The 13,771-nt window shown below is 69.8% G+C and carries 11 protein-coding genes; 4 read left to right on the top strand and 7 right to left on the bottom strand.

The window, feature by feature from the left end; genetic code table 11:
* Window positions 1-655 precede the first annotated feature (655 nt).
* Window positions 656-2,938 carry a sodium-translocating pyrophosphatase gene (locus ACGFI7_RS31900; protein ID WP_393411060.1) on the bottom strand — a complete coding sequence of 761 codons (2,283 nt, stop codon included), beginning with the start codon at window positions 2,936-2,938 and terminating at the stop codon, window positions 656-658.
* A gap of 390 nt (window positions 2,939-3,328) precedes the next feature.
* Here ACGFI7_RS31900 and ACGFI7_RS31895 point away from each other — a divergent pair, with 390 nt between their 5' ends.
* Entirely contained in the window at window positions 3,329-4,144 is an 816-nt protein-coding gene (locus tag ACGFI7_RS31895) for an SDR family NAD(P)-dependent oxidoreductase (protein ID WP_393411059.1), read from the top strand.
* A gap of 1,190 nt (window positions 4,145-5,334) precedes the next feature.
* On the opposite strand, the gene ACGFI7_RS31890 is transcribed toward ACGFI7_RS31895, so the two are convergent.
* Window positions 5,335-5,763, bottom strand: a complete 429-nt coding sequence (locus ACGFI7_RS31890; RefSeq protein WP_148036304.1) for an ATP-binding protein — start codon at window positions 5,761-5,763, stop codon at window positions 5,335-5,337.
* Window positions 5,764-6,114, bottom strand: a complete 351-nt coding sequence (locus ACGFI7_RS31885; RefSeq protein ID WP_043629845.1) for an STAS domain-containing protein — start codon at window positions 6,112-6,114, stop codon at window positions 5,764-5,766.
* 408 nt (window positions 6,115-6,522) lie between these two features.
* Between ACGFI7_RS31885 and ACGFI7_RS31880 the strand changes: the two genes are divergently transcribed.
* The 3 genes from ACGFI7_RS31880 (at window position 6,523) to ACGFI7_RS31870 (ending at window position 11,934) form a co-directional block, all read left to right on the top strand.
* On the top strand, window positions 6,523-9,036 hold the full coding sequence (locus tag ACGFI7_RS31880) for a DEAD/DEAH box helicase (protein WP_393411057.1): 2,514 nt from the start codon (window positions 6,523-6,525) through the stop codon (window positions 9,034-9,036).
* A 180-nt stretch (window positions 9,037-9,216) separates the two neighbouring features.
* Window positions 9,217-10,653: a basic amino acid/polyamine antiporter gene (locus ACGFI7_RS31875; RefSeq protein WP_393411055.1), complete on the top strand. Its 1,437-nt coding sequence runs from the start codon at window positions 9,217-9,219 to the stop codon at window positions 10,651-10,653.
* 21 nt (window positions 10,654-10,674) lie between these two features.
* The gene (locus ACGFI7_RS31870; protein WP_393411053.1) at window positions 10,675-11,934 is read left to right on the top strand and encodes an arginine deiminase; all 1,260 of its coding nucleotides are present in this window, start codon (window positions 10,675-10,677) and stop codon (window positions 11,932-11,934) included.
* Window positions 11,935-11,989: 55 nt separating this feature from the next.
* Here the strand turns inward: ACGFI7_RS31870 and ACGFI7_RS31865 are convergent, their stop codons facing one another.
* From ACGFI7_RS31865 to ACGFI7_RS31850, 4 genes are all read right to left on the bottom strand, one after another.
* Window positions 11,990-12,358 (bottom strand): Rv3654c family TadE-like protein, encoded by a 369-nt coding sequence (locus tag ACGFI7_RS31865; protein ID WP_393411051.1) that lies wholly within the window; start codon window positions 12,356-12,358, stop codon window positions 11,990-11,992.
* Window positions 12,359-12,371: 13 nt separating this feature from the next.
* Entirely contained in the window at window positions 12,372-12,725 is a 354-nt protein-coding gene (locus ACGFI7_RS31860) for a TadE family type IV pilus minor pilin (RefSeq protein ID WP_393411049.1), read from the bottom strand.
* Complete coding sequence (locus tag ACGFI7_RS31855) at window positions 12,722-12,955, bottom strand: DUF4244 domain-containing protein (protein WP_393411047.1); 234 nt, start codon at window positions 12,953-12,955, stop codon at window positions 12,722-12,724. Before ACGFI7_RS31855 ends, ACGFI7_RS31860 begins: the two co-directional genes overlap by 4 nt.
* Before the next feature lie 240 nt (window positions 12,956-13,195).
* The gene (locus ACGFI7_RS31850) at window positions 13,196-13,756 is read right to left on the bottom strand and encodes a type II secretion system F family protein (protein ID WP_393411045.1); all 561 of its coding nucleotides are present in this window, start codon (window positions 13,754-13,756) and stop codon (window positions 13,196-13,198) included.
* Window positions 13,757-13,771 lie beyond the last annotated feature (15 nt).

Genomic DNA, 13,771 nt, shown 5'->3' with positions numbered 1-13,771 from the left:
ACGACACCCCGCCTACCACCCTCACCGAACACGCCCGCCCTTTCCGCCACGCCCGCAACCACGCCCCGTCACCCTGGCCCGCCTTCCCGGAAACACGCCCCGCACACCGACCCCGCCTTCTTCGCCGCCGCGGAGTCCTGACCACCTCCGGGGGGCACCCCCCGCACGGGACGCCGCGCCCGGAGCACCTCGCGTGACACGCGATCTCCTCCAAGGTGACGTCCGCCCCGTTCCCCCCGCGCGCGAAAACATGCCCGCACAGCGACGCCTGGCCCCTTTGCCCTCGCGTCGCGCCCTACTAACCCCGGAGCGAGCCCCCGCATGGCGACGCCCGCCCCCCTTCGCCGCCGCACCCTGCCACCCCGGAGCGAGCCCCTTTCCGTCGCGCCCTACTAACCCCGGAGCGAGCCCCCGCATGGCGACGCCCGGCCCCCTTCGCCGCCGCACCCTGCCACCCCGGTGCGAGCCCCTTTCCGTCGCGCCCTACTAACCCCGGAGCGAGCCCCCGCATGGCGACGCCCGCCCTCCTTCGCCGCCGCACCCTGCCACCCCGGAGCGAGCCCCTTTCCCTCGCGCCCCACTCACCCGAAGTGAGCCCCCACATGGCGACGCCCGCCCCTCGGTCTTGAGAGGCGGGCGTCGGGGTGGAACGGTGTCAGGACGCGACGGGTTCCTTGTCGCGGTCGTTGTCGTTGGCCGGCTCGGTGGTCACCGAACGGCGCTTGGAGACGATGATCGCCGCGACGACCACGCCCACCGCCACCACCGTGACGATGATCCGCAGCGCGGTGTTGTCGGCCCAGAGCACCACGGCCGGCGCCACCAGCAGCGCGACCAGGTTCATCACCTTGATCAGCGGGTTGATGGCCGGACCCGCGGTGTCCTTGAACGGGTCGCCGACGGTGTCGCCGATGACCGTGGCCGCGTGCGCCTCGGAGCCCTTGCCGCCGTGGTGGCCGTCCTCGACCAGCTTCTTGGCGTTGTCCCAGGCGCCGCCGGAGTTGGACAGGAAGACGGCCATCAGCGTGCCGGCGGCGATGGCGCCCGCCAGGAACGCGCCCAGCGGCGCGTACCCGAGCGCGAAGCCCACCGCGATCGGCGTCATGACCGCCAGCAGACCCGGCGTGGCCAGCTCGCGCAGCGAGTCGCGGGTGCAGATGTCGACCACGCGCCCGTACTCGGGCTGCTCGGTGCCATCCATGATGCCCGGCTTGCTGCGGAACTGCTCGCGTACCTCGAAGACCACCCGCATCGCCGCCCGGCCGACCGCCATGATGGCCAGCCCGGAGAACAGGAACACCACGGCCGCGCCGATGATCAGACCGACCAGCACGTTCGGCGCGTCGATGCCGAGGCTGAACACGCTGCCGGACGGCAGCTCGCTCTCCACCGCGGTGCGGAACGCGCCGAACAGCGCCGTTGCGGCCAGCACGGCCGTCGCGATGGCGATGCCCTTGGTGATGGCCTTGGTGGTGTTGCCGACGGCGTCCAGGCTGGTCAGCACGCGGGCGCCCTCGCCCTCGACGTCGCCGGACATCTCGGCGATGCCCTGGGCGTTGTCGGAGACGGGGCCGAAGGTGTCCATCGAGACGATGACGCCGACGGTGGTCAGCAGGCCGGTGCCGGCCAGGGCGACCGCGAACAGCGCCACGGTCACGTTGCCGAAGCCGAGCAGGAACGCCCCGTACACCGCCGCGCCGATGATCAGCGCCGAGTAGACCGCCGACTCCAGGCCGACGCTGATGCCGGCCAGGATGACGGTCGCGGGGCCGGTACGGGAGCTCTCGCCGATCTCGCGGACCGGGCGCCGGTTCGTCTCGGTGAAGTAGCCGGTGAGCAGCTGGATGGCGCTGGCCAGGACCAGGCCGATGAGCACCGCGCCGATGGCGATGACCCGCGGGTCGGCGTCGGACTGCACGGACGCGCCGGTCAGGCCGTCGAAGCTGCTGGGGAGGTACCACAGGGCGGCCGCCGCGACCAGGACCGCGGAGATCCCGGCCGAGATGAAGAAGCTGCGGTTGATGGCCGCCATGCCGTTGCGGTCCTTGTCACGCAGGCGGGTGACGAAGATGCCGATGATCGCGGTCAGCACGCCGATCATCGGGACGATGAGCGGGAAGATCAGACCCTGCTCACCGAAGGCCACCCGGCCCAGGATGAGGCTCGCGACCAGCATGACCGCGTACGACTCGAACAGGTCGGCCGCCATGCCGGCGCAGTCGCCCACGTTGTCGCCGACGTTGTCGGCGATGGTGGCGGCGTTGCGCGGGTCGTCCTCAGGGATGCCCTGCTCGACCTTGCCGACCAGGTCGGCGCCGACGTCGGCGGCCTTGGTGAAGATGCCGCCGCCGACTCGCATGAACATGGCGAGCAGGGCGGCGCCGAAGCCGAAGCCCTCCAGCACGCCGGGTGCGTTGCCCTGGTAGATGAACACGACCACCGCCGCGCCCAGCAGGCCCAGGCCGACGGTGAACATGCCGGCGACGCCGCCCGTGCGGAAGGCGATGCGCATGGCGTACTTCTCGCCCGTCTCCCGGGCGGCGGCGGCGACGCGGACGTTGCCGCGCACGGCGAGCCACATGCCCATGAATCCGGTCAGCGCGGAGAACACCGCGCCGACGACGAAGAAGATCGAGCGTCCGACCCGTACGTCGGTTTCGCCCGGTAGGAGGAGCAACAGGAAGGGAATGATCACGACGAAGATCGCCAGGGTGCGGAACTGCCGCGTCAGGTACGCCGCGGCCCCTTCCTGAACGGCACGGGCGATGTTCTGCATGCGCTCCGTGCCCTGATCTGCGGCGAGCACCTCACGCACCAGGCCGCCGGCGACGGCCAGCGCGATGAGTGCGACCGCGGCGACCACGATCACGATGGTGAGATTGTTACCGCTTAGGGTCAGATTGGACGCTGGCTCCAGTGCCAGCATGTGCCTAGACATCGTTCTCCTCGGCAAGACCGGTCGTCCTGCCCGGTGGTGCTGCAATGTAGGCGGGCGGTGCGGCACCATCCGGGTTGTGGGTGCCGCTTCCGGTTGAATCCGCGATTTCGCCGGATCACCTTGGCCGGTGCCGGGAGTCTACGCAGGGGATACGCAGATATGAAGGCTCTGGAGGCGGGCAATTGCGCGCCTGGTCAGTAAGTCGCTGACAGCGGGGTGGTTTGCGAATTGACAGATGATATTTCCCCCTGTTTACGGTCATGACTGACAGAAGAAAAGGTCTGACCGAAATACTGTCCCCCAGTTCTCGCGGTGATCTTGTACGGCCCCCGTCCCCGTATGGCGTCGCACCAGGTCGGCGCGGGTACGGAACCCGTGGGGAGGCAAGAGATGAGCGGATCACGGGGATCGGTGGCCCTGGTCACGGGCGCGAGCCGGGGCATCGGCAGAGCGCTGGCCGTACGACTCCACCAGGCGGGCATGCGGGTCGCGGCCACGGCCAGATCGGCGGAGGCGCTCGACGCGCTCGCGGCCGAACTGGGCGGCGACGACGTGCTGGCCCTGCCCGGCGACGTCACCGACCAGCAGGCTGTGACCACCGTCGTCGAGACCGCCGAACGCGTCCTCGGCCCCATCGATCTGCTGGTCAACAACGCGGGCGCGGCCGAGCCCCGCGAGACCACGCTCTGGGAGGCCGACCCCGAAGCATGGTGGGGCACCATCACCACGAACGTCCTCGGCCCCATGCTGTACATCCGCGCCGTGGCGCCCGGCATGCTCGCCCGCGGCAGCGGCCGGATCGTCAACGTCAACAGCCTGCTCGGGGTCTGGACGCTGCCCACCCAGACGGCCTACGGCGTGTCCAAGGCCGCGCTGGGCAAACTCACCGCGTCCCTGTCTGCGGGACTCGCCGGTACGGGAGTGCTCGCGTTCGACTACAGCCCCGGCCGCGTCCGCACCGACCTGACCAGCGACCTCGGCGACCTCCCCGGCGCCAGGGACGACTCGTGGACGTCCATGGAACAGGCCGTCGACGGCGTCCTCGCCATCGCCCACGGGCGCCTCGACGCCCTCGCCGGCCGATTCATCCACGCCCGCGACGACCTCGACACCCTCACCCTGCGAGCCGCCGAGATCACCGCCCGCGGCGGCAGGGTCGTCTCCCTCACCGAGGCCTTCGACGGGGACCCGCTGTCGCGACGATGACACCGTAGGGAGTGTCCTGACCCTTCCGGTCAGGGCGCCCCTTATCCAGCGTTCAAACCCCTGCCCGCGACCCCCGCCTTCGGCCGGTGACGTCCCCCTGGCAGCCCCACCCCGAGCGCCCCCGCCAGAAGGCCGCCCGCGCCCAGTCCAGTCCGACCAACGCCCAGCTCACACCCTGTTCGAGCCCTCATCCGTTCGACCCTCACTGATCAGGCCCCATCGGAACTCCGCCCTGTCGCAAGCCACGCTGGTCGCCCCTCAACCCCTCACCAAGTCAGCCCCGTCCGGACGGCACCATGACCGGCCCCCTCAGCGCCGCATCGAGCCCCGCCTCGTGCGAGCCGCGCTGCCCGGATTCCAAGGTCCTCAGCATGCCCAGCCCATCGAGGCCGCGCCACTGATCGGGACCCGTCAGAGCTCTGCCCTGTCCCGGGCCGCGCCGGTGGCCCTCAGTCCCCTCACCCGAATCAGCCCCGTCCGGGCGGCTGCAGGAGCCGCCCCCTCGACGCCGCGTCGAGCCCAATCTCGTCCGAGCCGCATCGGCCGGGATCCCCAAAATCCTCAGCATGCCCAGCCCATCGAGACCGCGCCACTGATCGGGACCCGTCGGAGCTCCGCCGTGTTCAGGCCACACTGGTTGGCCCTCAGCGCCTCAACCAGATCAGCCGCGTCCGGGGCACTACGACCTGCCCGCTCAGCTCCTGTTCGAGCCGTCCCAATTACCGGCCCCTCAGCTTCGTCCGGGCCGCACTATGACCGGGGCCCTCAGCCCCGTCTGGGCCGCACCAGGGCCTGCCCTCTCAGCTCCGGCCGAGCCGCACCGTGATCGGAGATGCTCGGTCTGCCCAGCCCCGTGCGAGCTTCATCCCGCAGCCCAGCCCAACCCTGCAGCCCACCCCAACCCGAGGACCGGCCCAACCCTGCAGCCCACCCCAACCTGGGGACCGGCCCAACCCCGCAGACCGGCCCAACCCGAGGACCGGCCCAACCCGAGGACCGGCCCAACCCGAGGACCGGCCCACCGCGAAGACCGCCGACGGACATACTGCCTACGGCAGGATCACCAGCCGACAGGATCGCCGATCGGCCGGTTGCCGACGGCGGAGTGTTCAGCCGTCGGGTTTCCGGCGATCAGGTTGTCGGCGAGATCAGGCTTCGGCGATCGGTTGCCGACAGCCGGATCAGGGTCGTCAGCGGAGATGGCCGTTGGTGGCGGCGGGCCAGCTCATGCGGATCCGCATGCCCTTCGGGCTCGGGAACACCTCCACGTCGTCAGCCAGCCCCGCGATCACCGCGATACCGAAGCCGGACATGAACGAGTCGGAGAGCATTCCCAGATCAAGGGGCTGCTCCTGCTTGATCTCATCACTCGGCGCCTGGTCGCTGACCGTGACCTCGAAGCGCCCGGAGTCGTCCTTCAGCTCGATGCGGATGGGCTCGCCCGGACAGTGGGCGCGATGCGCCTCGACCGCCCGGGAACACGCCTCACCCACAGCGAGCCGGACCTCGTCCAGCAAGGACTCCTCCACGCCGGTACGCCGGGCGATAGCCGTGGCCACCAGCCGCGCCGTGCGCACGTGTGCGGGAAGAGCGCTGAACGTCAGCTCGACAGTGGCCATCTACTTGTCTTTGCCGTGAGCTTCCTTGGCCTCGTCGACCGAAGCGTAGATCCCGAAGACCTTGGTCAGACCGGTGATCCGGAAGATCTTGAGGATGCGCTCCTGGGTGCAGACCAGTTCGAGAGAGCCGTCGTGCGCGCGGACCCGCTTGAGCCCGCCCACCAGGACGCCCAGACCCGTCGAGTCCAGGAAGTCGACCTTCTCCATGTTCACGAGAAGGTGGAAGTTGCCCTTGTTCACCAGGTCGATGAGGAGCTCACGCAATCTCGGCGCCGTGTAGACATCGATCTCACCTTCGACCTCCACGATGGTGAGTCGGTCTTCGGTGCGGTGATCCAACTTCAGATCCACAGATCCTCCAGCGCCTCGCCTGCGAAAGTACCCTTGCGGGCCTGGCAGTCTGGAGCGGTGCCCCCGACTGTCGGACCCTGACGCGCGGCATTCAACCACGCGTCTGGCTTGTGTCTATACGAAATCACGATTCCCGGCGACTTTGCCCACGGATGCAGACTGGAAACAGTGACTTCCTCCGCTTCCTCCCCACACCGACCAGGTCCACTCCTCCAGCACCTGCTCGGCGTTCCCGCACGTCATGAGCGTGTCACCCATGTGGAGCATGTTCCAGCACGTCAGGCGGGTCAAGTGGGATGGCCCAAATGGGTTCCCGAACTCCTGGTTACGCGCTTGGCGAACCACGGCATCCCGGGATTGTGGCAGCACCAGTACGAGGCCGCTGACCTGGCCTATCGTGGCCGAAACGTGATCATATCCACGGGTACGGCCTCCGGGAAGTCGCTGGCGTACCTCACCCCGGCGGTCAGCGCCTGCCTCGACAACGGCACCGTGCTGTACCTCACACCGACCAAGGCCCTGGCCGCCGACCAGCTTCGCGGCATCCGCGACCTGCGCATCACCCAGGTCAGAGCCGCCTGCTTCGACGGCGACACCCCGTTCGAGGAACGCACCTGGGTGCGCAAGCACGCCAACTACGTGCTCACCAACCCGGACATGCTGCACCGGAGCATCCTGCCTCGGCACGCCCAGTGGTCGATGTTCTTCCGCCGGCTGCGGCTGGTGGTCGTGGACGAGTGCCACGGCTACCGGGGCGTCTTCGGCTCCCACGTCGCACAGATCCTGCGCCGCCTGCGCCGCGTCTGCGCGCGGTACGGGTCCTCCCCGGCCTTCTTGCTGGCCTCGGCCACGGCGAGCGAGCCCGGCGTCTTCGCCAAGCGGCTGACCGGGCTCGACGTCGACGAGGTGACGGCGGACGCCTCGCCCAAGGGTTCGACCACCATCGCGCTGTGGGAGCCGCCTCTGACGGAGCTCAGAGGCGAGAAGGGTGCTCCGGTGCGCCGCACGGCCACGGCCGAGGCCGCCGACCTGCTGGCGGATCTGGTGCTGGCCGACGTCCGCACCCTCGCCTTCGTCCGCAGCCGCCGCGGCGCCGAAACAGTGGCCCTCCAGGCCCGCGCCAAACTCGCCGACGTCGCCTTCTCCCTGTCCACCCACGGCCCGGCTCACAGCCACACCCTCCTCCCGATAAACGACTCGTCCCATCGCCAGGGCCTTCCGCCTGACTCGTCCTACCGCGAGGGCCCTCCTCCTGACCCGTCCCATCGCCAGGACATCCCATCCGGGCACGACCCCGCACGCGGAAAGACCCCCTCCCCTGTCCACGACCTCCCGCGTGATCAGGATCCCTCGCCCCTCTCCGGACACCCGCGCGACCAAGCCTCCACGCCCGCACACCACCCTTCTCGCGATCAAGAAGCGGGGTCCGGGCATCTCTCGCCCGACCACCGCCCCTTGTCTGAGGGTGAGAGGCGTGTTTCTTCCTCCGGCGAGGTCACTCCGCACGCCGGCTCCGGTCACCACTCGTCTCCAGCGCCTGCCCGTGGGGCGACGGGGTCTCTGTCGTGGGCGTTGCCCGAGGAGGAGGGGTGGGAAGGGCTGCCCGAGAAGGTGGCGGCGTATCGGGCCGGCTATCTGGCCGAGGACCGCAGGCTGCTGGAGAAGGCACTGCGCTCCGGTGCCCTGATGGGCCTGGCCACCACCAACGCCCTGGAGCTCGGGGTGGACGTGTCGGGCCTGGACGCCGTGCTGATCGCCGGTTGGCCGGGCACCCGCGCCTCGCTCTGGCAGCAGGCCGGCCGGGCCGGACGCGAGGGCCAGGACGCGCTGGCCGTGTTCATCGCCCGCGACGACCCGCTGGACACCTACATCGTCCACCATCCCGAAGCCCTGTTCGGCCGGCCGGTCGAGGCCATCGTCCTCGACCCCGACAACCCGTACGTGCTGGGCCCGCACCTGTGTGCCGCAGCGGCGGAGATCCCGCTGACCGAGCAGGACCTGCCGGTGTTCGGCGAGGCCGCGCGCGCCGTGCTCGACGACCTCGTCAGCGACGGCCTGCTGCGCCACCGCCCGGCCGGTTGGTACTGGACCCGGCGGGAGCGCGCCACCGACCTGGCCGACATCCGGGGCGGCGGCGGTGCCCCGATCCACGTCGTCGAGTCCTCGACCGGCCGCCTGCTCGGGAGCGTGGACGAGCCGTCGTCCCACACGACCGTGCACACCGGCGCGGTCTATCTCCACCAGGGCGAGACGTTCCTCGTGGAGGAACTGGACCTGGACGCCGGCGTCGCGCTGGTCACCGAAGCCACCCCGGATTACTCGACGTTCGCCCGGGACATCACGGACATCTCGATCCTCTCCGCTCTGCGCTCCCAGCCGCTCGGGCCCGGCACCCTGACCTTCGGCGAGGTGGAGGTGACCCGGCAGGTCGTCTCGTACCTGAAACGCCGGACGCAGTCGGGCGAGATGCTCGGCGACGAGCCGCTGGACCTGCCGCCGCGCACCCTCCGCACCCGTGCCGTCTGGTGGACGCTGCCCGCCGCGGAGATCGCCCCGCTGGCCGAGGAGGGTTTCGACCTGGGCGGGTCCGCTCACGCCGCCGAACACGCCGCCATCGGCCTGCTCCCTCTCTTCGCCACCTGCGACCGGTGGGACATCGGCGGCGTGTCGACGGAACTGCACGCCGACACCGGCCTGCTCACGGTCTTCGTCTACGACGGTCATCAGGGCGGCGCGGGCATCGCCGAACGTGGGTACGCGCGTGCCAGGGAATGGCTCACGGCCACGCGCCAGGCCATCGACTCCTGCGAGTGCGACCGCGGCTGCCCTTCCTGCATCCAGTCGCCCAAGTGCGGCAACGGCAACGACCCGCTGGACAAACAGGGCGCGCTCCGGCTCCTGGCCACACTCCTGCGCCCCTGACCCGCTGGTCGAGGGGACAGATCCGGCGCCCGGACCAGGACGCGCAGGAACGACGGCGCACGCGCCACGCTTCTCGCCGCCGCGCGCATGATCTGCCGCCGTCCCGCCGAAGGCATGCTTCGGCAAAGGATGCGAAGCGCGCGATTCCGGGCTGACAGGGCGGAAACGAAGGTCACAGCGATGACCACGGAAACCGCCACCACCCGCAAGTTTTCGGTGACCACGCTGACCGCCATGGTGGTCGGCTCGATGGTCGGCGCCGGGGTGTTCTCGCTGCCGAGCAACTTCGCCCGGGCCACCGGGGTGTACGGGGCGGTGCTCGCCTGGCTGATCGCCGGGGCGGGCATGCTGATGCTGGCCTTCGTCTTCCAACGCCTGGCGGTGCGCAAACCGGAGCTCAACGCCGGCGTCTACGCCTACGCCAAGGCGGGGTTCGGTGAGTTTCCCGGGTTCTTCTCCGCTTTCGGCTACTGGGCCAGCGCCTGCGTGGGCAACGTCACGTACTGGGTGCTGATCAAGTCGACGCTGGGCGCGATCGTGCCGGGGCTCGGCGAGGGGAACACCCTTCTCGCTGTGGGCGTGTCCGTGATCTGCGTGTGGGCCTTCCACTATTTGATCGCGAGGGGCGTCGAAGAGGCCGCCGTGATCAACAAGATCGTGACGGTCGCCAAGGTGCTGCCGATCGTGCTGTTCGTGATGATCCTCGCCTTCGCGCTGCGCGCCGACGTGTTCACCGCCAACCTGTGGGGTGGCGACGGCGAGTCGACAGGTGGCCTGTTCGAGCAGGTCAAGGCGACGATGCTGGTGACCGTGTTCGTGTTCTTGGGCGTGGAGGGGGCCAGCGTCTACTCCAGGTACGCCCGCCGGCGCCAGGACGTGGGACGGGCCACCGTGCTCGGCTTCCTCGGGGTGCTGGCGTTGTTCGCGTCGGTGACCCTGCTCTCGTACGGAGTGCTGCCCCGGGGCGAACTGGCCGAGCTGCGCCAGCCGTCGATGGCCGGAGTGCTGGAGTCGGTGGTCGGCCGGTGGGGCATGGTCTTCATCAGCGTCGGGTTGATCATCTCCGTGCTCGGGGCGTATCTGGCCTGGACGCTCATGGCGGCAGAGGTCCTGTACGTGGCCGCCAAGGACGAGGACATGCCCGCCTTCCTCAAGCGGGAGAACGTTCACGGCACGCCGGTGACCGCGCTGGTGATGACCAGCATCCTGATCACGCTGGTGCTGCTCGTGACTCTCTTCTCCGAGGACGCCTTCACGTTCACGCTGAAGTTGTGCAGCGCGCTCTCGCTGATCCCTTATCTGCTCGCCGCCGCGTACGCGTTGATGCTCACGGTGCGCGGCGAGACGTATCAGCTCGATCAGCGGGCCCGCCGCAACGACCTGTGGATCGCGGCGCTCGCGACCGTCTACACGGCCTTCCTGCTCTTCGCCGCCGGGCTCAAGTTTCTCCTGCTCTCGTGCATCATCTACGCGCCCGGCACGGTCCTGTTCGTCATCACCCGGCGCGAACGGGGCAGGCGTCCCTTCTCCAGGCCGGAGCTGGGCCTGCTGGCCGTCACGGTCGCCGGCGCCATCCTCGGCATCATCGCCCTGGCGACCGGCCGGCTCACCATCTGACTCCTCAAGGAGGAAGGAACCATGACCGATCAGGTGCTCGGCGTCCACTCGGAAGTGGGCACGCTGCGCAAGGTCATCGTGCACCGTCCGGAGCTGAGCCTCCGGCGGCTCACCCCGGCCAACCGGGACCGGCTGCTCTTCGACGACATCATCTGGGTGGAGCACGCGCAGCGGGAGCATGACGCGTTCGTCGCCGTCATGCGCGAGCACGGCGTCGAGGTCTTCTATCACCGGGAACTGCTGGCGCAGGCGCTGGACGGGAGCTTCGAGGCCAAGCAGCACGCCGTCGAACAGGCCGTCACCCACCTCACCGTCGGCCCGGCACTCGTGGACGGCGTCCGCGAGACGCTCTCCGGATGGAGCGGCGAGAAGCTGGCCTCCCACCTCATCGGCGGGCTCACCAAGCAGGAGTACGGGATCACCGGGCTGGAAGGCAGCTCCCTGGTGGCGGCCTCGGCCCGGCCGGACGACTTCGTGCTGCCGCCGCTGCCGAACTCGCTCTATCAGCGTGATCCGGCCGCCTGGCTCTACGGCGGGGTGTCGCTCAACCCGATGTACTACCACGCCAGGCGTCTGGAGACGATGAACCAGAGCACGATCTACCACTATCACCCCATGTTCGCCGGAGAGGAGTTCGCGTTCTGGTATCCGGAACGCGGTGATGAAGCACGGTTCGACGAGGAGGACTACGGAGCCGCCGCCATGGAGGGCGGCGACATGATGCCCATCGGCAACCGCACCGTCGTGATCGGCCTGAGCGAGCGGACCAACCCGCGGACCGTGGAGCACATCGCGCTGTCGCTGTTCGGCGGGGGCTCGGTCGATCGGGTGATCGCCGTCGAGATCCCCAAGCGGCGTACCTACATGCATCTGGACACCGTGTTTACCTTCCTGGACGTGAACAAGGCGGCGGTCTACCCGCCGTTCCTGGAGACGGCTGTCACGTACTCGCTGCGTCCGGCGGACAAGCCGGGCACCCTCGACGTCCACATGGACGGCGACTTCGCCCGCGCGGTGGCGGATGCCCTGGGGATCCGCGAACTGGAGCTGATCCCCACGGGCGGCGACGACTATCAGCAGGCCCGCGAACAGTGGGACTCGGGCAACAACTTCTTCGCCCTGTCCCCCGGCGTGGTGATCGGCTATCACAAGAACCAGTTCACCAACCGGCAGTTGCGGGACCGGGGCATCGAGGTGATCGAGATCGAGGGCTTCGAGCTGGGCAAGGGGCGAGGCGGCGCTCGGTGCATGACCTGCCCCATCGAGCGGGCCCCGATCTGACACCGCGCGGCTGGTGCGGGCGATTCATGATCGGCTCGTACCTCATGGCGTTGACTCATGGTGGCGTTCGGAGACCCATTTCGGAGGGGCCGGCACGGGAGCGGCCGGTCAAGGTGCGGGGGCCGAGGCCCGGGAGGGTGATCGTCAGCGTCGTCCGCACGTCGGCCACCGCGCCGGTGATCGTGCAGCCGGACAACTCGACGCCGTTCTCCTTCGCCAGCGAGGCCGCTCTGGCGCAGGCGCCTTCCGGGTCCACCAGGGCCAGCTCGGCCGCGGCCAGCGCGCTGAGATCGGCGGCGTCGTACACGCGGTGGCGTGCGACGCGCGCTGAGCCCACCATGGCGACGGCCAGGGCCGCGGCCATCAGCAGACCCATGAGCGCGACGCCCCAGAGTGTGGCCGAGCCTCGGTCTTTGCGTGACATCGGAGGTCGCCTGTCAGGACTCGGTTGCCGCGGTGGCGGAGGCGGTCACGTGGACGGCGGGCAGGGCCGGGCCCCAGGGTGGGCGGACGGCCAGGGAGACGTGCACGGTCGTGAGTTCGGGGGTGCGGTTCACCGTTACCTTGGCTTCGGGGTGAGTGGCTGAACGGGCGAGGTCTCGTACCTGATCCAGACGCTCGCCTCTGGCCGCGGCACGAGCGGCGGCGCGGGCGGCGTCCACGCATTCGAGGTGGGCTCCGACGGCCTGGACGGCCCACAACGCCGCTGCCAGGACGACCATGAGCGCAGGGAGCACCGCGGCCGTCTCGGCGGTCACGGAGCCTTTCGACGACTGCCGGCGGGTGGTCATCCGTTGGTGTTGAGCGCCCGGTCTATCAGGGACGAGAGCATCTCCTGCACCTGAGGGCTGCTCACCACCTTGAAGAGCAGGGCGGCGAAGGCGCAGGCCGCGATCGTGCCGACCGCGTACTCGGCGGTGGACATGCCCCTGTCGCGGGCGGCTGCCGTCAGGCGGGCCTGCCTGACGGACCACCAACGGCGGGTGCGGGCGCGGAGGGAGAGGGCCTTGACGTTCTGCATCGTGCCTCCAGGAGGGGTGGGCCGGGGTGTCCGGCGTTGCGGGTCCTAGGTTCGCTCGAACGGGCTCGGGGCCAGGGGGCCGAGTGCCGTTCTGGGGATAAGCGGGTGGGGTCGTGCCGGGGTTGTGGACAGAGGGCGTACGAGGGCGCGGCGTGTGTTGGAGGGTGCGTGCCGGGGGCGGGTCGTCGGGCCGACATCGTTGAGGTAGCTCGGATGCTCGGCCCACGGGGATGTCTGCCTTCAGGGGAGGACGATCGTGGTGGCCAGGCCGGCGATCACGGGGATGATGCCGAGGAGGACGAAGGCCGGGAGGAAGCAGAGGCCCAGAGGCGCCACGGCCTTGACGCCCACGCTGCGGGCCGCCGCCACCGACTCCGCTCTCGACGCTTCCCGGGCGTCGTCCGCCAGACGGGTCAGTACGTCGGCCACCGGGGCGCCGCTCTGAGCTGCTCGGATCATCGCTCGGGCGAGCTGGGCGGTCGCCGGGTCCCGGGCCAGGTGGCTCCAGGTGGGCTCCGGGTCGGCGCCGAGCTTGAGTTGGGTGGACACCCAAGTGAGCCGGAGGCCTAGAGGACCGCTGATGGCCGTGGCCGCGATGTGGGCGGCGGCGCTGGTGGGCCGGCCCGCGAGCAGGCAAGCGGACATGAGGTCCGCGGCGAACGGCAGGTCGGCGACGATGCGGGCGCGGTCGCGTTCGAGCTCCGGTGGGTCTCTGCGGTGGAGGACCGTGGCGGTGATCGGGGTGACCAGCGCAGCCGCGAGGAGGCCGGGGAAGCCGCCGACCAGCAGGCCGACGATCACGCCGACTAGGAGGGC

Source organism: Nonomuraea sp. NPDC048826 (genome assembly GCF_043198225.1).
GTDB lineage: Bacteria > Actinomycetota > Actinomycetes > Streptosporangiales > Streptosporangiaceae > Nonomuraea.
This window is presented reverse-complemented; position numbering and strand designations above follow the sequence as displayed.

Coding starts and splice junctions, on each gene's coding strand:
- ACGFI7_RS31865 (WP_393411051.1), bottom strand. CDS start 12,358: ATGTCACGCAAAGACCGAGGCTCGGCCACACTCTGGGGCGTCGCGCTC.
- ACGFI7_RS31860 (WP_393411049.1), bottom strand. CDS start 12,725: ATGACCACCCGCCGGCAGTCGTCGAAAGGCTCCGTGACCGCCGAGACG.
- ACGFI7_RS31875 (WP_393411055.1), top strand. CDS start 9,217: ATGACCACGGAAACCGCCACCACCCGCAAGTTTTCGGTGACCACGCTG.
- ACGFI7_RS31900 (WP_393411060.1), bottom strand. CDS start 2,938: ATGTCTAGGCACATGCTGGCACTGGAGCCAGCGTCCAATCTGACCCTA.
- ACGFI7_RS31870 (WP_393411053.1), top strand. CDS start 10,675: ATGACCGATCAGGTGCTCGGCGTCCACTCGGAAGTGGGCACGCTGCGC.
- ACGFI7_RS31855 (WP_393411047.1), bottom strand. CDS start 12,955: ATGCAGAACGTCAAGGCCCTCTCCCTCCGCGCCCGCACCCGCCGTTGG.
- ACGFI7_RS31895 (WP_393411059.1), top strand. CDS start 3,329: ATGAGCGGATCACGGGGATCGGTGGCCCTGGTCACGGGCGCGAGCCGG.
- ACGFI7_RS31890 (WP_148036304.1), bottom strand. CDS start 5,763: ATGGCCACTGTCGAGCTGACGTTCAGCGCTCTTCCCGCACACGTGCGC.